Annotated in this window: 17 protein-coding genes and 1 pseudogene; all 18 read right to left on the bottom strand. The window is 31.3% G+C overall.

The genetic code is table 11. The annotated features are described in order from the left end of the window. Window positions 1–22: 22 nt before the first annotated feature. On the bottom strand, window positions 23–460 hold the full coding sequence (locus tag DOS84_RS05375; protein WP_111409098.1) for an EVE domain-containing protein: 438 nt from the start codon (window positions 458–460) through the stop codon (window positions 23–25). Further along, window positions 457–852, bottom strand: coding sequence for an SRPBCC family protein (locus DOS84_RS05370; protein WP_243636326.1), 396 nt, complete (start codon window positions 850–852; stop codon window positions 457–459). Before DOS84_RS05370 ends, DOS84_RS05375 begins: the two co-directional genes overlap by 4 nt. Before the next feature lie 242 nt (window positions 853–1,094). Next, on the bottom strand, window positions 1,095–1,847 hold the full coding sequence (locus DOS84_RS05365; protein WP_111409096.1) for an SDR family NAD(P)-dependent oxidoreductase: 753 nt from the start codon (window positions 1,845–1,847) through the stop codon (window positions 1,095–1,097). Window positions 1,848–2,144: 297 nt separating this feature from the next. Continuing rightward, complete coding sequence (locus tag DOS84_RS05360) at window positions 2,145–3,242, bottom strand: nuclease-related domain-containing protein (protein WP_111409476.1); 1,098 nt, start codon at window positions 3,240–3,242, stop codon at window positions 2,145–2,147. Between the two features lie 128 nt (window positions 3,243–3,370). Next, complete coding sequence (locus tag DOS84_RS05355; protein ID WP_243636325.1) at window positions 3,371–5,002, bottom strand: tetratricopeptide repeat protein; 1,632 nt, start codon at window positions 5,000–5,002, stop codon at window positions 3,371–3,373. Window positions 5,003–5,471: 469 nt separating this feature from the next. Then, window positions 5,472–6,672: pseudogene (locus DOS84_RS05350) on the bottom strand (IS3 family transposase). Between the two features lie 254 nt (window positions 6,673–6,926). Beyond that, on the bottom strand, window positions 6,927–7,736 hold the full coding sequence (locus DOS84_RS05345) for a helix-turn-helix domain-containing protein (protein WP_111409094.1): 810 nt from the start codon (window positions 7,734–7,736) through the stop codon (window positions 6,927–6,929). A 10-nt stretch (window positions 7,737–7,746) separates the two neighbouring features. After that, window positions 7,747–8,226: a manganese efflux pump gene (locus DOS84_RS05340; protein ID WP_165830398.1), complete on the bottom strand. Its 480-nt coding sequence runs from the start codon at window positions 8,224–8,226 to the stop codon at window positions 7,747–7,749. A gap of 80 nt (window positions 8,227–8,306) precedes the next feature. After that, on the bottom strand, window positions 8,307–9,053 hold the full coding sequence (locus DOS84_RS05335; RefSeq protein WP_111409092.1) for an SDR family NAD(P)-dependent oxidoreductase: 747 nt from the start codon (window positions 9,051–9,053) through the stop codon (window positions 8,307–8,309). 261 nt (window positions 9,054–9,314) lie between these two features. After that, complete coding sequence (locus DOS84_RS05330) at window positions 9,315–10,001, bottom strand: SH3 domain-containing protein (protein WP_111409091.1); 687 nt, start codon at window positions 9,999–10,001, stop codon at window positions 9,315–9,317. 165 nt (window positions 10,002–10,166) lie between these two features. Continuing rightward, on the bottom strand, window positions 10,167–10,967 hold the full coding sequence (locus DOS84_RS05325) for a tetratricopeptide repeat protein (protein ID WP_111409090.1): 801 nt from the start codon (window positions 10,965–10,967) through the stop codon (window positions 10,167–10,169). Then, window positions 10,964–11,473 (bottom strand): hypothetical protein, encoded by a 510-nt coding sequence (locus DOS84_RS05320; RefSeq protein WP_111409089.1) that lies wholly within the window; start codon window positions 11,471–11,473, stop codon window positions 10,964–10,966. Before DOS84_RS05320 ends, DOS84_RS05325 begins: the two co-directional genes overlap by 4 nt. Before the next feature lie 745 nt (window positions 11,474–12,218). Further along, the gene (locus tag DOS84_RS05315) at window positions 12,219–12,512 is read right to left on the bottom strand and encodes a putative quinol monooxygenase (protein ID WP_111409088.1); all 294 of its coding nucleotides are present in this window, start codon (window positions 12,510–12,512) and stop codon (window positions 12,219–12,221) included. 100 nt (window positions 12,513–12,612) lie between these two features. Beyond that, window positions 12,613–13,473 (bottom strand): helix-turn-helix domain-containing protein, encoded by an 861-nt coding sequence (locus tag DOS84_RS05310; RefSeq protein ID WP_243636324.1) that lies wholly within the window; start codon window positions 13,471–13,473, stop codon window positions 12,613–12,615. Window positions 13,474–13,723: 250 nt separating this feature from the next. Next, complete coding sequence (locus tag DOS84_RS05305) at window positions 13,724–14,245, bottom strand: GNAT family N-acetyltransferase (RefSeq protein ID WP_111409087.1); 522 nt, start codon at window positions 14,243–14,245, stop codon at window positions 13,724–13,726. Window positions 14,246–14,438: 193 nt separating this feature from the next. After that, the gene (locus DOS84_RS05300; protein ID WP_111409086.1) at window positions 14,439–15,725 is read right to left on the bottom strand and encodes a PDDEXK-like family protein; all 1,287 of its coding nucleotides are present in this window, start codon (window positions 15,723–15,725) and stop codon (window positions 14,439–14,441) included. Further along, window positions 15,726–16,586 carry a hypothetical protein gene (locus DOS84_RS05295; RefSeq protein ID WP_111409085.1) on the bottom strand — a complete coding sequence of 287 codons (861 nt, stop codon included), beginning with the start codon at window positions 16,584–16,586 and terminating at the stop codon, window positions 15,726–15,728. It lies immediately after the preceding gene. A gap of 183 nt (window positions 16,587–16,769) precedes the next feature. Then, complete coding sequence (locus DOS84_RS05290) at window positions 16,770–17,237, bottom strand: DUF695 domain-containing protein (protein ID WP_111409084.1); 468 nt, start codon at window positions 17,235–17,237, stop codon at window positions 16,770–16,772. Window positions 17,238–17,384 lie beyond the last annotated feature (147 nt).

Here is a 17,384-nt window from a genome sequence, read left to right as displayed (position 1 = left end):
GTATTTATTCGTTTAAAGGAATTCAAGAAAGGGCTCCATTTTGAAGCATTTTGGAAGTTATAAAGTTAAAATCATTTTCATTAATTTCAAAGAAACCAAAACGGAATGGATATCCCCAAGATTTTTTGTTTGGAATAAATTCAAGATTACTAATTAACGGAATAATGGAGGTTTCGACAGATTCTAAAAATTCAATGTTTCGTCTAAAGGGTTTGAAGGTTTCAGTCATTTGAAATTGATATACATCATCGTCCTTTATTTTTCCAACTGCTGTGAAGGATTGGCATTTTTCATTTCCCTCCATTGTGACCTTCGAAGAATAAATAAGCAAGTAATCCCCTTTTTTCATTCGTTTTAAAGGAGCTTCTTTGCCGTGACACACTTGTATAAAACCACCAGCAACACCTCGACTTGTGTGTTCTTTTGAGATTGCGGCTATCCAATATCTAACGTTACTCATAGTTTTGAAGCTGTTTTTATTTGCACTTCCATATCAGTAGGTAAGGTGTCAACAATTTTTTGTGCCACTAATTTTATCCAAAGAAAACCCAAAATTCCTTCCATTTTTATAGTTGTAGTTATTTTTAACCCGTTTGGAGTATCTTCAAATGTGTGTTGACCATACATTTTTGCCAAAGGAAATTTAGTGAGGTCTGTAAAATTTTGATTTTCTATTGCTTCAATTATTCCAATTTTTAATTTGGGACCACCTTTTGGCTGAAACATGAAATGATTCCCTTTTTCAAATTTACCTTCTAATTTCGCAAGTTCAATTCCGGTATCCCAAGTATGCCAATTATTTACATCAGAGAAGAGTTTCCACATTTGTTCTTTGCTAACTTCTTTTGTCACTATTGAATACGATTTTATCCACATAATTATGTATTGTTAAGAATTAATTTTTAATAAGTACAAATATAATATGCGTACTTATTATGTACAAATTTATTTATTGATTTTAATTTCATTAGCTTTAAGTTAGAAACAAAACAACCTCGTTTAAAAATGATTAAACGAGGTTGTTTTTTATAATTTTCTAAAAAAATAATTTATAAGAAGGCTATAAAACGATTATTGTTGTTATGTGATCGCTTTTATTTTTTATAAATGGTTGTCGGTGCAGATTGAGATTTAGAATATATCGTTACATCGGCAATGGTTACTCGATCTGGAGCGTTGACGGCATAAGAAATGAAATCGGCTATATCTTCTGCCAATAATGGGTCATAGCCTTCGTAAACTTTTTGGGCTTTTTCTTTATCTCCTTTAAATCGAACTTCCGAAAATTCTGTTGCAACTGCACCTGGCGCGATATTGGTTATTTTAATTCCATGTTCGGTTAAGTCAAGTCTCATTCCTTCGCTTATGGCTTCCACTGCCTTTTTTGAAGCACAATAAACGGCACCGTTTGCATAGGTTTGTTTTCCGGCAATCGAACTTAAATTTATGATATGCCCTTTTTTTCTTTCCACCATTTGTGGAATTATCGCTCTTGAAACATACAATAATCCTTTTACGTTTCCGTCTATCATCGCGTCCCAATCGTCAATTTCTCCATTTTGGATAGAAGAGAGTCCATGGGCATTACCAGCACTATTCACTAGTACGTCAATATTTTTCCATTCATTTGGTAACGAATTAATTTCAAGCTCAACGGCCGATCTATTGCGAACATCAAATATCAAACTGTGAATTTTTACAGTCTTCGATAATATATTTCTCAATTCTTCCAGTTTCTCTGCACGACGTCCACACACTATTAAATTATATCCATTTTCGGCTAATTTGATTGCGGTGGCCTTTCCTATTCCAGAAGTTGCACCTGTTATTAAAGCAATTTTTGTCATTTTTTCTGTTTTGTATTTTCTGTAAAAGTGTTGTTTAATGTCAGTTCGATTGACTTTTTTGGAGGAACAGACATCAGGCTCTAGGCGAGCTTGGGGATTTTATAGCAGCGTTTTTTCTGCTTTACGAAGATATAAATAAAAAAGCTAATTTCACTAAAAACCAACGCTGACGCTCGTTTGTATCGTGTATCTGGTTTTAGTTATAGGCGTTACAAACGCTACAATTCGTTTTTTAATTTCGTTACAAACAAGCGTAAGTGGAAAATCAGCAATCTCGTCTTAGTACAGTAAGACTGATTAGACAATTAAGCTAGACTGTTCTCTTTTATCTGAAATATTGAGTAGATAGTCTGCGATTATTTGGGTTTCATTAAGTGTAAAACTTGGTGTAAAGTATTCAATATATGGCAATAGTTTAGTTAATGATAAAATTTTCACAAATTGAAACTCTTCGATGGGACTGTTATTAATAAAAACAACAATATTTCTTATTGGAATTTTTCGATCTCCCCAATGATGTTTTTTAAAATTAAAGTTCGACATGGCTATTTCACCAGCTAATAACTTAAATAATGCAAAATTTGTTCTTTTTACTTGTTGAACAGGAGAGCGTAAATCTAAGTTGGCTATTGAATGTTCGCTCCAATTTTTTGTTTCAATTATGAAAATACCAGATGGAGAAATCAGGAGATGATCAATTTGAACCGATTTTATAATATCATTTTCTTTTCTATTATATATTGGAGGTTGGAACGAACAGGTAAAATCATTTATCAAAATATAATCTTCAGATAATTTTTTCAGGACTTTCTCCACTTTATGTTCGCCAATGGCGCCATAAATTGAACTGTTTAGGTTTTCGATTATCCCTTTTTTTCTTTTTAGTTCTTGCAGTTCGGAAAGACCACTTTGCTTCACGGCATCTTGAAAATTTAAATGAATATATTTGGATCGATCTTGTTTTTCAGATAGCAATCTTTTTGGGCGTAGTTCAATAAAAAGCTTTGAATAAAATGTAAGGTGTGCAAACAAAATTTTTATGCAAATGATGAGGTTTTTATAATAGTCTATTAGAGTTGGAATGATTTTAGAATGGGTTAAGGGTAGATTTTTAGTTTGTTGATCCAAGTTATTTAGCCGTTCCTTTAAACGTTCTTGGAGTTCAATTATTTTTGTCGAAATGGTGTCGTTTAATTGTACTATATCTTTTTCAAGAGTAATTTTCTCTTGTTCGATTAGCCGCGTATGATTTGAAATGATTTGTTGCTGCGTAAAATGATAATCTCTCTGAAAATTAATTAATTCGTTTATCGAATTAAATTCATCAATATTGTGATTATTTAAATGGTACTGGATATAATTCAGACAACCAATTGTATTAAAAACTTTGCACATATTTCTATCAGATTTGTTATCATTTAGATGTGATTCTCCACTTATTACCAGCTGTTGCAAACATCTCTGTTGTTAATGTCAAAATGGCTTTCAGTTAGATTTGATTATTAGATATTCGTGTTTAGGTTTTATAATATTCTTGAAGAAGTAATTTCAATATCAGCATATTTCCAAGCTTCATTAAAGCGAATTTTTGTTTCTTCATATCTTTTTTTATCGCCAAGCTTTTCGTAGGCATTCATCAGCCCTTTTAAAGCCCAGCCGTTATTACGGAAGTTTTTTAAATCTTCTTCATATATTTTTACAGCATCTTTATATTTTCCTGCATCAATTAAAACTGCTCCTAAATGATGTCGAACAGAAAAAAACCAATCTGGTGGTTCATTATAATTTAGTGCGTCTTCTTTTGCGACAGCTTCCTTCAAAAGTGAAATGGCCTTTACATAATTTTTTTCATTGGCATTAATTTCTCCTTCCAAAGTTTTCGTGGCTATTTTACATAAGTCAAATACATGGTTAATACCCCAAATTGTCAAATCTTTTATTTTGGGATCGTCCATTATTTTTCTCATCGTGGTAAGATGTTTTTTTGCTTCTGCTGGCTGATTTTTAGAAAGCATTGCCATTCCTTGGGCATAATGCCAAACAACAGAGGGATATTCAAACTCTTTTTCAGGAGCAGGAGATTTCAGGATAGCTGCCCATAAACCAAGTTTTATCTCTACATACCAAGGAATTGAATAATAATGTTGTAAAGTGGACCAAGCTGGATCGAGCAGTAATTTTTTGTGGGCATGGTTTGCTGTTGCTAGCGCACCTTTCAGGGCAATTTTGCTTTCTCCGCTAAGTGTGGCACAGGCCGCAATGAAGTGATGATTATGGGGATAATAGGCAAGGGGATACGCTCCTTGGGCATGGCATGCATCAATATATAAACTGTCAATTTCAACTGCTTTCTGATTGGTTGTGACACCATCGTGATATCGTCCGGTTCTTATATAAATATGCGATGGCATATGTACTAAATGTCCGGAACCAGGAACTAAATCGTGAAGTAAGTCTGCGCTGGCTTCGGCATTTTCCGGTTTCTGAGACATTTCTTCGGCATGTATATAAAAATGGTTTGCGGCGGCATGTTTTGGTTCTAATTGCAAACATTTTTTGAGCACTGTTATTATCTCAGGTGTCCAAGGCTGAGGTGTTCCGTCTTTATTCCATAAATTCCAGGGATGAAGATTCATTAATGATTCTGCAAAAAGCGCACCTACAGTTACATCCTTTGAATATTTTTTATATACTTTGCGCATGGCGACAGCATAAGATGAATCGAGTACAGAACGCACAATAGTGGTATCGTTGGAATAGCGATACGTTAAGGCATCGATCAAATCTTTTTCTTTTTCTGTGCATGAGGCCGAATATGATTTTGCTTTTTTTACAGCGTTGTAAGCTCGTAGAAAATTATCTTTCTCCATTCCGGCATTGTAGTTTGGTCCAAGAACATATGCAAAACCCCACCAACCCATTGCGCATTTAGGTTCTTGTCGTGTAATCTCAAAAAAGGAGCGTGCCGCTTCAGCATGATTAAATCCAAAGGAAAGCATTAATCCCTGATCAAAATATTTTTGTGCTTCTATATTTTTTGTTGAAACGGGAAAATGAAGGCCATCTAACCCTTTAAATAAAGGTGCTTTTTTGCCAGAAGAATACCAGTTTTTGTCTGTTACTTCAGGTGTGCTACAACTATAGTTACTGGACACGGACTTAGTTTCATTTGCTGTTTTATTTTTTGTACATGAACAGCAAATTAAAATAGAACAAAATAAATAGTAATTGATTCGCATAATTCATAATTTTTAAGGTCATGAATTTACAAAATATTTTTAAAAGTTGATTGTAATGTATTGGTTTTTAGATATATGATTGATTTTAAAAAATCTTAAATTTCTATTAAAGACTGACTTTGTAAGCACAAAACCATTTTTAAATTAAGCCTAAAATTCAATATTGTCAAACCGTTGTTAATGGCTGCGCGTATTATTTTCGGACTACTTTACTTAGCTTTATTTTAATTGCTAAAGTGAATCAGGAGAAACATTTTCGGAGTAACTCTTGCGTTTAACAGCATAATTCCATCTTAAAATTGTCAGTTATACTTATTACTTCTGACCGGCTGCATTTTTAAAGGCAGTAATGGTTTGGATATGCAAATAAAAACTACACATTAAGTTAAGCTACATTTTTGTAATTAATTTGATTATTAAATTCTTCAATAGTTGCATAGTTCAAAGTAGAATGTCTTCTTTTTCTGTTGTACCAAATTTCAATATATTGCTACGCCAGTTCGCTTTGCTCGGGTCAAAGATTTCCAGTTTCATTTGTTCTTTAGAAATCAGTTTGTTCCCATAAATCAATTCGGTTTTCAAAGATTTGAAGAAGCTTTCCGCTACAGCATTATCCCAACAATTTCCTTTACGACTCATACGGCGGATTATTTTTTTATAGGAATCAAGAACATTTACAAACTTTTTGCTGACATATTGGACACCTCTGTCAGAATGAAAAATCAAACCTTCTTCAATATCTCGATTTTTAATTGCCATTTTCCAAGCTCCAAGCGTTGTCTCCGCAGTACTCATTCCATCGCTTAGACTCCAGCCGATAATTTTTCTATCGTATAAATCCATAATAGTGGTCAGGTATACAAATCCCTCTTTAGTTTTAATATATGTAATATCCGAAACCCAAACTTTTGAAGGCATTTTTACAATAAACTCTCTGTTTAATACATTTTCGACAACTAAATAATTATGATTTGAGTTGGTTGTTACTTTGAACTTTTTGTTTAATTTGCTTCGTAAGCCAAGTTCTTTCATGTATTTTGCAACTGTAATTCGTGAAACTTTGTAACCTAAATGCTGTAATTCCAATGTTATTCTAGGACTTCCATATCTTTGTTTGGCTCCAAAATAAATCAATGTTATCTGTTCTTTTATGGCAATTTTTAGTTGTTGTCTTGCGGTGATTGCTTGTTTTTTCCATCGGTAATAACTTCCGCTACTTACTTGTAGAACTTTGCACATTTTTTCAATCGGGAATAGTTGTTCATTGCTTTTTATGAAACTATAAATCATCGAACGCTCTTGGAAAAAATGCCGATTGCTTTTTTTAATATATCGCGTTCTAACTCGGCATCTTTGAGTTTTTTCTCTAGTTCGTGGATTTTTTCTTGCTCAGGAGTTAGTTTTAAATTCCCTTTCCCAGGAAAACTTCCTTCTCCAAATTCCTCGAACTCTTTACGCCATTTATACAACTGTGGTGCTGTTATTCCCAACTCTCTGGCAAGTTCTGATACATTTGTTCTCTCATAACTCAATTGAACGACTTTATATTTAAAAGCTTTGTCATAAATTTTGCGCACTTGTTTCATAGGTTAAAATTAAGATTATTTCTTAACTTTCTGTAGTGGCTAAGTTAGCATGTCCAAGTTGTAATAAAATTATATGTTGTAGTTAATGTTAGTAATCGTTTCATTATTACTCAATTTTTGCTCAACTGACCGCTAACTTCTTGGTACTACAGCGGGTTTGGGACTAAATTAAGCCTTATTTTCGGATTAGCCTAAACTTCCCAAATACAAAACCAACTTCCCATTAAGCCTATTGCCCAAATCCGTTGTAGCTATTAGCTGTGGTTTTTTTCTATTTCTGAAGGGTTTATTCCAAATTCTGCTTTGAAACTTCTTGAAAAATGAGAGAAATTTATAAAACCTACATCGTCATAAATTTCATTGGGCTTTTTGCCTTGTTTTGATATTAAAAAGTGGGCTAAATCTAATCGCTTTTTGATAAGCCATTTGTTAGGGGTTTGATTGAAAATTTCCTGGAAATCTCTTTTAAATGTTGAAATACTCCTACCTGTGAGTTTTGCAAATTGCGCCAACGGAATATTGTGCATATAATTTTTGTTCATATACGCTTCCAAGTCAATTTTAAAATCGTCTTCGAAATTGAAAAGTAAATTTTGAATTGTGGTATACCGAAGCAAAAGTTCAATAATCTCAAAAGTTTTAATAGTCGCTAAATTATTGGTGAGTGCCTCTTGATTTTCAAAATAAGGAAGCATAGAATCGAAAAACCCTTTTAAAAATGGGTCGGGTTGAAATATAAAATTAGGTTTTCCTAAATAATTTCCTTTTGGTAAAATATTGTGTTCTTTTGAATAATTATACAACGTTTCTTTGGGTAAAAAAATGCTGATACTCATAAAGGGTTTATTGTCTTGAGGGATTTTTTGGGTTTTTACTAATTGATTTTTTGATACAAAACCAATATCGCCTTTGTTATACTGAAAGGTTTCTATGCCGTCGTTAATTACCATTCTTCCGTTTAGAACACAGACCAAAGCGTGGTCTTGAACAAAAGGATCAAAATTTTTTTTCTCTTGCGATGTGCAAGAAAACAAAATATTAATTCGGATTCTATCTTCAATCATTATTTCAGAATTATGATTTTAATTGTTCGTAATAAATTGTTGCTCTTTCTTTTGAAAAATAATCGATTACCGCAAAAGCCATCCCAAATAAGATTAATGAAATGGCGATTGCTTTTAAATGGACATTTTGTGTAAGATAAAGCAGGGCAATGGCTATGAGAAAACAAGCCAAACTAATAGCGATAGACATTGGGTATAAATATTGAAAATCATCTACACGTTTAATTTCGGTATTTATAAATTCTTTTGGGTTTTGCTCATATTTTTTTTCAATTTCTTGCTTTTGTTTTCCGTTGGAACGAATCATATTTGCACCTGTTATAGAAAAAAATATACCTATAACCAACATTGGAATCAACAATGCTTTTGCGGTTGGCGTATTCCCTAAAAAGTAAAATAGTAAAGCCGTTAAGATTAAGAAAAATCCAAATCCGAGGATAAATTTTCCCTCAAATATTTCTCCGTTATACCAATTTATAGTGTTTTGCATTATATCCATTTTTATTAATTTTTTAAATATAAAAGGCTGTCTCTTTTTAGACAGCCAATTTAGGGATTTATTTATTTTGATTATTTTGCATTATAGCCACCGTCAATACTCAATACAGTTCCCGTCATAAAAGGATTTTCGTCTGAAGCCAAAAAGAAAATTCCTTTTGCAATATCTTCCGGTTCACCTAGACGTTTCATTGGGTGCAATGCTTCAATTCCCGAAACATCATAAGTTCCCGAAGCAATTGCATTTTTCAAAATATCGGTTTTAATTGCTCCTGGTGCAACTGCATTTATACGAATATTTTTGGTAGCGTAATCCAATGCACCACCTTTGGTTAAACCAACAACGGCGTGTTTAGAAGCGTTGTATTGAGCCGTGCTTACTAATCCATTCAAACCTGCTATGGAAGCAAGGTTTACGATAGTTCCGCCACCTGTTTTCAACATTGCATTAATGGCGTGTTTCATTCCGTAATAAACACCCATTACATTAGTTTCCAGCATTTGTTTCAGTTCGTCCGATTCTGTATCAGCCAATAAAGCATTTCCTAAAGAAACTCCTGAATTGTTTACGATAGAATCTAATTTTCCAAATTTTTCAACCGTTTTGTCAATTACGTTTTTAACTTGTTCTTCACGCGTTACATCTAAAGGAAAGAAAGTTACCTCTGCACCTTCTTTTTTAAATTCTTCCAAAACTTCCGTTTCTTTGTTCGCATTTCTACTTGTAATAACAACATTGTATCCATTTTTTGCAAAATGCAGAGCTGTTGCTTTGCCAATACCTGTTGTTCCACCTGTGATAATTACTGTCTTTGCCATTTTTATTATATTTTAAAATTATTTGACAAAATTAAAACAGCTTTAATGATATTGTTTTTCTGTAAAGTTCAAATTGTTTTTCTGTGAGGTTTGAAACAGTGTTTCGGTAAAATCACAGCTAACGTTCTGGCACTACAGCGGGTTTGGGACTAAATTAAGCCCATTCTTCGGATTTGCTAAATATTCCAAATACAAAACCAACTTTAAATTCAGCCTAAAACCCCAATCTCGCCAAACGGCTGTTAGTGGCTGTTTTTTTTGTTAGAATCCATATGCTTCAATTCTGTTTTTGTATTTCTTCTTTTCAATAATCCATATAATTTCATAACTACCTGCTCCGTCACTATTTGACGATAAAATATATAAAATATCATTTTTTTCGTCATAGTTTGCTTTTGAATTATACAAACTTGGTTCGTATAAATTCTTCAAAGCAATATTTGGTAATTCTATTTTTACATTATTTATTTCAATTTGGATTGATTTATATTCTCTTTTCGGAATATTTCCATCTGTTCCAAATATTTGCAAATTATCAATTTTGTCTAATTGAGTTTTTTCGTTTTTGTAAAATTTCAGTTTGTGTTTTTCTTTGATAAATTTAGTTTCACTAATTTCAATTTTTACGTTTTCATTTTCCAATTTTACTTTTCCATTAAGATTTGATTTCAATGGAATATTTGTAAAATCGGTTATGTATTTAATTCTGTCTTTGTAAATATATCTGTTTAATTCTTTTCCGTTCTTTTTGTAGTTAATATTTACCCAATTTCCTTCAGGTTCAAAATAATAAACTATAAAACCATTTTCCAATTTATCAGATATATTGTTTCCTTTTTCGGCTGAACTTCTAACATTTACAAATCCGTCCAAATCATTTATTATTCCAAACTGCGAGAAGCAAAAATTGAAATTAAGAATTAAAAAAAAGTAGAATATTCTTTTCATTTTCGTTGTTTTCCGGTAAAATAGCCACTAACGTTCTGGTACTACAGCGGGTTTGGGACTAAAATAACACCATTCTTCGGATTAGCAAAATCATCCCAAATACAAAACCATCTTTCCATTAAGCCAATTGTCCAAATCCGTTGTAGTAGCTGTTACCAGCAGTTTTTATTCATTTTTAATTGTTTCATAATAGACACTATTAAAATGTCGAGTATAAGGATCGAACATTTTTTTATTTTCAGCATACAGTTCTAACGCAATTTCTTTATATTTTTTATATTCTTTTTGGTTTTTTAATGTTTTGTAAACCTTACATTTATAATAGGAATTGTCAGCAAACTCATTTATCTCGCTTTGCTTTCTAAATGATTTTAAAGCATTTGAATAATCTTTAACTTCATAATATGTTACGCCTAGTTGATAATAATCATATAATCCAGGCAAATAATCTTTTGTTTCTAATTGTTCGTTGAATATTTTGATTGCTTTTTTCTTTTGATTTATTGCGCTATAGCACATCCCTTTTGTGATATTCAAATGATAATCTCCATTTGATGAATATCCAATATTATAATTTGCCAAACTATCCAGTTTTTCAATGTCTTTTATGGCCCCATTATAATCTCTAAAAAATTGATAACGACACCAAGCACGATAACCTAAATTTAAACTAAAATCTAAATCAACTGCTTTGTCTATTAATTTTTTCCAAGTTAAAAAGTCTCCACTTTTTAAATAAGCTGTTGATTTTTCTCTGTAAGCATATGCGAAATTTGGACAAATTTTAATTGCATTATCAAGAGTTTCTTGAAACTCTCTTTGAAATTGATAGAGTTTTTCCGTTTTTTCTGCTTCAATACAGGCTTTATATTCTAAGGTATCACCTTTGTACAAATAAGCATTACAATTTGGTTGAGAAAATAAATAAATAGGGCAAAGTAAAAATAAGTAAGTTAAATTTCTCAAGGTAATATTTCTTTTAATTGTCCATTTTCTATTTTAAAAATCAAGTATTGATAATAATCGATTTCTTTTTGATTGTATTTTTTCACTTTCCAACCTTTTAAGTTTTTTGTAATACTCATAAGTTGTTCTGTTATTGATTTAACAAAAACTTTTTCTTCATAATTTTCGCCCATAGAAATCAAACGAAATCTATCTGTTTTTCCTTTGCAGTTAACAACAAAATTAATTCTAATTAACCCTGTTTCATTTTTAATGATTTCTGATTTATATTTTTCAGCAAACTCTTTTTCAATAGCCAATTTTTCTCCTTCATATTCTAAAGCGCCAGAATTATTGAAGTATTGATAAATATGTTTTAAATTGCATATCTCAAAATCTTTATTGTCAATTTCAGAATTAAATTCGATGTCTCCAACATAATTTGGATATTCAGATTTAGTTTCGCTTTTTTCTTGCCCGAAAGAAATTAATGGAATAAATAAAAGGAATTTTAATATTTTAATCATTATATATTTGTTTCTTTTTTATGTGATTTTTTTTGGTAAAATTGCTGGTAACGTTCTCGCGCTACAAGCAGTTTGGGACTAAATTAAAACCATTCTTCGGATTTGCCAAATCTATCAAATACAAAACCATATTTAAATTAAGCCAATTACCCAAATTGCTTGTAGCGTGTGTTAGGATGTGTAGCGACACGTATGTTGAGCACGAACGATTTGACATTTCAATTATCGATTCCAATTTCGGCAAGCTTTTCCGCCTTCCGATTTTCCATTCCAATTAGTTTTCGCTTTTGAGTTTCAACTTTCAGTTAAATTTCAAAAAAAATCCGCTTTCGATTGTCCAAAAAACGGTTCACGTTTTGTTTTTCCGCAATAATTAAGTGCTGAATTTCGGTTCCGTTTTCGGTCGGCTTGGTTTCTGTTTCATTTTGCTTTTACGAACTAAAACGCCCGATTAAATTCAGCTGTTTCTCGTCAACGGAGCTATACATCCTAACGTGCCGCCGGTAAGCGAAGTTGCCGACCAAAGCGATCCGAGTTCTCTCTGCCGAAGATAAATATTATTCGTGAAACCACAACTTCCGGCTACCGAAAACCCGGCAATTTTGCTTACCGGCTGTTGTGTGCTGGGTTTCTTCGTCAGTCTAAGCTTAATTTATTATCAAGCTGTTTTGTAAACAAAGGCAACCTGTCCAAATTCATTTACAGAACTTTGACAGGCTGCCATTTTATAATAATTGTGGTATGTTTATTTAGCCGCTAAAACGTCCAATTTCTCAATAGATGGTGCAGTAGCCAACAATTCAGGTGCATTTTCCATTAACGCCTTTGCAATCTTACCACCAAGATGTGCTTCTCTGCCATCTTCATCTGAAAAAGTGTCAAAAATGCCAAATGTAGAAGCGTCAATACGGAACGCATACCATGTAATAGTACCCGCTTCTTCATTAGCAAGTGGCAATGCACTTGTAATAAACTCTTCAACATTTTTTTCTTTTCCAGCTTTTGCTTCTAGTCGAACTAATAGTCCTAATTTTTTCATGTCTTTATATTTTTAAATTAAACCAATTTTGTTTTAACAAATGTAGCTCATTGAAGCTTGTGAGGCTTTTTTATTTAGTTCAAAAACTTATGAAAAAAGGTCAAGTTTTCATAATGTTTTTTGGACTGTAACCAAATTCATTTTTAAAGGCTGTGCTAAAATTTGATAAGCTATCATAACCAAAGTCCATATAGATTTCTGATGGTGTCGCTTCATTATTAAGCAATATTTTTTTGGCTTTGTTGAGCCGTTTTAGTTGAAACCATTTTCCAGGAGACTCTTGATATAATTGTGTAAATTTTCGCTTAAAAGTAGATAAACTCATATTGCATAGAAAAGCGACCTCTTCAATATTCAAACTCGTGTACAGATTTTTTTCAATGACCATTTTAAAAGATAATTCTCTTTCGTTGATTAACAATGAATGTAGATAAACAAAAAAACTTTGCCCATACTTATCAGCCAGATACAGCATAATTTCTTCAAATTTCAATTCCAGAATCTTTTGAGAGATTGTTTGATTCAAGCCATAAATTTGTTTAATAGAATTAATAAAATGGATAATAAAATTGTCTTTTTTCATAAGGAAATAAGGACTACTGGTAGCTGCTTTATTAAAGTCATTTGGGTTAAATAAATGCCCATATTCCAATAAAAAATCATTAATGTTTTTTTGAGAAAAGAAAAAGAGTAGGCAACTATAATTATTTGCCCCAACAATTTCTGTTGTTAAAAAATTCCCCGACGCAAGGAGCAAGGATTGTGTATGATCTATTGAAACGATGTCATTAGAAAAGTGAATGTCCTTTTGTCCGTCCAACAAAAAACTGAATACATTTTTGTTTAGGTTAATCTTATTTTTGGAAACATGTTTATACACCTCGTAATTAGCAATTTGCAGGTCTGATGTGCCCGTGTAGTTACCTTCAAATAAATGTTCGGGAAGATTTGTAATGTCCATAATAGTGTTGTTTTAAAAAACATTTTGGCATTGTAAATATATTAAATTTCTATTTCAAAAATCGTTTGCTCAAGTTTGGATGAAGAGGTCGTTTAGCCTTGCACACAACGTTCTCGCGCCTTGCGCCGTTTGCGACTTACGAAGACGAGTATTTTCGGCTTTACGAAAATATGATAAAAAAACGGTAATTCCACTAAATTCGCAAATGGCGCAAGACGTGTGTTGGTGGTTGCCTTTTTTACTCAATTTATTAATTCAATTTGAGTTTCATCATTATGTCAGTTTGTTCATCGTCACCTAATTTAAAAAAGTGTTTGTCAAATTCAACGAAACCATTTTTTTTATAAAAACTTATTGCTCTTGGATTTTCTTCCCAAACACCAAGCCAAACATATTCTACATCTTTCTGTTTTGCTATTTCAATTGCTTTGTCATAAAGTAATTGTCCAATACTTTTTCCGTGAAATTCTCTTGAAACATAAATTCGTTCGATTTCCAACGCTTTACTGTCTTTTAATTCTGTTTGTGAATCTCCAAAATTAATTTTTAGGTAACCAATTATTTCATCAGAAAGTGAAGCGAAATAAAATTCAGAGTTTTTTTCATTTAGTTCAGCAGTAAGTTTTTCAATAGAAAATCCTTCTTCCAAATAGTTTTTCATATTTTCTTCAGAGTTCGATTCTGAAAATGTTTCTTCAAACGTTTTTCTGCCAATTTTTTGCAATTTGAAAATTTCGGTTAGATCAACTTTTGTTATTTTAATATTCTCCATTTTTTCTTAATTGCGTCATTTTTTTGAAGGTTACCACCAACGTCCCCGCGCTACAAGCAGTTTGGGACTAAATTAAGCCCATTATTCGGATTTGCCAAATCTTCCAATTACAAAACCAATTTCAAATTAAGCCTAATCCCCAAATTGCTTGTAGCGTGTGTTACCAGCAGTAGTTTTTTCTTTTACGTTGGAATTAGTCGTTTCTTTTGTATTTAATACTTGGGAATTTATCAGTTATTTTCTCAATTAGTCTTTCAGTATTGTCAAAACCATTTACCTTTCCCCAATTTCTTGCTACATAATATCTTTCTCCTTCATAAATTAATTCAGGTTTACCATTTACACGATATTTTTTTAATTCAGTTTCAGTATTAACTTCTTGTTTGGTTCTTATTAATTGAAAATTACAGCTTTTATCTTCTCTCAAAAAATTAAATATATTTTCATCAATTAAGCCTTTTTCATCTAATAATTTTACTGTGTAAAATCCAATATCAGATTTTCTAAAATTGCTTACTATTAAATTTTCATCAAGATATAAACTTATCGTACTATAATCCCTATTACTTGAAGTTAAGGCATTTAATGCTTTGTTAGTTGTTTCTCTAACTTCTTCGTCTTGAGTGTCATCTGTACTTATTGCGTACATTGCAGACATAATTAATTTTTCATTTTTCTTCCAAAAGTTTGAAAGTAATTCTTTTTCTTCTTTTCCAAGAGCCATAATTAAACCTTGTTTTTGTTTTGTAGTTTCATCTTCAAGAGATGGTTGACTTAATGATTGTAAATACTCTTTTAATATGAATTTTGTTTTATCTGAAATATTTTGGTTTAAGGCAGGTTCAATTAAATAATCTACTAAATCTTGGTAATTAATTTGAGTGAAATTTTTACAACTACATTCAGGTTCATTTAGTTGGTCTAATTCTAACGTTGGAATTGCTGTTAAATAAATATAAAAAATAATCTCATTTTCTTTTTTACTTTCATTAAAGTATTGATAATAACCATTTGTTTGGTCATTATTTTCTTTACTTTCAACTTTATTTTCAATGATAAGTTTTACCTTTTGTTCTGTATTATCAATTAAGAGCAAAATTTCTGCGTAAATATCAAGTCTGCCAAATTTACCCAAACCTTTTTCTTTTTCAATAATTACAGATTTTATAGAGTAATTATCTGTTAAAACTGAATTAAAAAAAGGAGGATGCTTTTTTTCTAATTCAGTTGAACATCTTACAATAATTATTTCTAAAAATTTTTGAATTGTGAAAAAGGATAGTAAATGATTTTCTTTATTGTCTAATAGCCAAGCTATAAACGAACTATGACTAATTTCTCGTCTGCTGATAGAAAGTATTTCAGAAAAGGATTTTGAAAAATATAAAGATTGAAGTTTTTGTACATCAACATCATTTTTGAAATTAATTATACTATTTCTGATTTCTAATTTTTCACTTAATATATTGTTTTCTTCCATCTATTGTTGATTACTCGCATCTAGGCTTTTTATAAATCCAATAATTTTACCTAAAACTCGTTTGTTGCGAATTTTTTTATATTCTTTAATAAAATATTTAAGTCTTTCGGGATTTTGTGAAACTACTTTCAGTTTTTCTAAACAAATTTTATATTTGTTTATCATTTTGTCATTATAAAAATTTTCATTCTTATGCTCTTTTGATAGGCTAAAACCTGATATTGAAATTAGCAAGTTTTCAAGATGAGTTTCTATTTCTTGAGCAGAATTTAAATTGTGAAAATCAATTAATGAATTTATTTTTTCAATTCGAGAGAGTTCATTGTTTGATTTTAATAAATTTCTTTCAGTTTCTTTATTAATTCGTTGTTGTTCAATTTTATTTAATTCGTCTAAATTTAATTTGTGTTGTCTATTAAATTCATCTTCTTTTATTTTGTTTGCTCTTTGATATTCTTCATCTTTCAGTTTTGCTTGTCTTTTATCTTCCTCATCTCTAAATCGTAAAAGTTCTTTTTGTTCTTCGGTAAGTTTGGTTTTCTCAACTTTTGGTTTAGTTACTCTTTCTTCAATTTCTTCTTCCTCATCATTATTACTTCCAAATATTCTACCCAAAAAAGAACCTTTATTTGAAGTGTTATCATTGCTAGACACATTATAAATTACATTTGCAGAAAAATTTTTAGGATTGAATTTCATTCCAGGATAATGAGTTCTAACAAAATCTTCTATAACATCATATCTACTTCCACCAGTAAAATGTTTTGCCATAGAAGCATCCATAGTTACTGTTTTATTAATAGTTTTTGAACCATTAAGTTGTCCTGTTCCTTTGACAGTTACTTTTGCTTGTTTTTCCATTTATTTAATTCGTTTTTTTTTCTCCGTGTAGCTCGACTATTGCTGGTAACGTTCTCGCGCTACAAGCAGTTTGGGACTAAATCAGCGTTATCTTTCGGATTTGCCAAATCTTCCAAATACAAACCAATTTTTCCATTAAGCCTAATACCCAAATTGCTTGTAGCGTGTGTTGGCAGTAGTACTTTATTTTACGCTTTGTAAATGCCATTCAGCAAGTTTCCATTCTTCATCATCGTCAATTCTGTAATCGAATTGAAATGGATATTTTTTTTCGTCAATTATTTTTTCCAAAAATTCGTTTACTATTTTAGCATTGTAAACTCTCCAAATTAGTTCTCTTGTTTCGTTCCAAGTAATTCTCGCTAGAAATAATGCATTTGGTTTTTCTTTGTCAGCACCTTTTATGTTTTCGGATAAAAAATCTTCAAATTTTTCAGCAATTAAAACATCATTATTTGCAGGCATTCCATTTTCGATAAAGTTTTCAAAGTTTATCATTATTGAGCAATGCCAAGAAAAAACTTCTTTAGGTTCAAATTCAATTAGACTTAAATTTACAACCCCAACCGCTGGCAAATTTTCTTGTTTGAATTCAATAATTTGATATTCTTCGTCTGGAATTAGAACTCTAAATTCTTTCTTTTCACTCATTTTTTTTCAGTATTACTGCCAACGTCTTGGCACTACAGCGGGTTTGGGACTAAATTAAGCCCATTCTTCGGATTTGCCAAATCATCCCAAGTACAAAACCCTCTTTCCATTAAGCCCAATGCCCAAATCCGTTGTAGTGGCTGTTAG

It is taken from the genome of Flavobacterium aquariorum (genome assembly GCF_003254745.1).
Classification (GTDB): Bacteria; Bacteroidota; Bacteroidia; order Flavobacteriales; family Flavobacteriaceae; genus Flavobacterium; species Flavobacterium aquariorum.
Note: the sequence above shows the minus strand (reverse complement) of the source record. Positions and strands in the feature narration are given on the sequence as shown.

Excerpts from the sequence above, each read along its gene's own strand:
- DOS84_RS05375 (WP_111409098.1), bottom strand. The coding sequence starts at position 460 with ATGAGTAACGTTAGATATTGGATAGCCGCAATCTCAAAAGAACACACA.
- DOS84_RS05365 (WP_111409096.1), bottom strand. The coding sequence starts at position 1,847 with ATGACAAAAATTGCTTTAATAACAGGTGCAACTTCTGGAATAGGAAAG.
- DOS84_RS05360 (WP_111409476.1), bottom strand. The coding sequence starts at position 3,242 with ATGTGCAAAGTTTTTAATACAATTGGTTGTCTGAATTATATCCAGTAC.
- DOS84_RS05345 (WP_111409094.1), bottom strand. The coding sequence starts at position 7,736 with ATGATTGAAGATAGAATCCGAATTAATATTTTGTTTTCTTGCACATCG.
- DOS84_RS05340 (WP_165830398.1), bottom strand. The coding sequence starts at position 8,226 with ATGCAAAACACTATAAATTGGTATAACGGAGAAATATTTGAGGGAAAA.
- DOS84_RS05335 (WP_111409092.1), bottom strand. The coding sequence starts at position 9,053 with ATGGCAAAGACAGTAATTATCACAGGTGGAACAACAGGTATTGGCAAA.
- DOS84_RS05330 (WP_111409091.1), bottom strand. The coding sequence starts at position 10,001 with ATGAAAAGAATATTCTACTTTTTTTTAATTCTTAATTTCAATTTTTGC.
- DOS84_RS05320 (WP_111409089.1), bottom strand. The coding sequence starts at position 11,473 with ATGATTAAAATATTAAAATTCCTTTTATTTATTCCATTAATTTCTTTC.
- DOS84_RS05315 (WP_111409088.1), bottom strand. The coding sequence starts at position 12,512 with ATGAAAAAATTAGGACTATTAGTTCGACTAGAAGCAAAAGCTGGAAAA.
- DOS84_RS05310 (WP_243636324.1), bottom strand. The coding sequence starts at position 13,473 with ATGGACATTACAAATCTTCCCGAACATTTATTTGAAGGTAACTACACG.
- DOS84_RS05305 (WP_111409087.1), bottom strand. The coding sequence starts at position 14,245 with ATGGAGAATATTAAAATAACAAAAGTTGATCTAACCGAAATTTTCAAA.
- DOS84_RS05300 (WP_111409086.1), bottom strand. The coding sequence starts at position 15,725 with ATGGAAGAAAACAATATATTAAGTGAAAAATTAGAAATCAGAAATAGT.
- DOS84_RS05295 (WP_111409085.1), bottom strand. The coding sequence starts at position 16,586 with ATGGAAAAACAAGCAAAAGTAACTGTCAAAGGAACAGGACAACTTAAT.
- DOS84_RS05290 (WP_111409084.1), bottom strand. The coding sequence starts at position 17,237 with ATGAGTGAAAAGAAAGAATTTAGAGTTCTAATTCCAGACGAAGAATAT.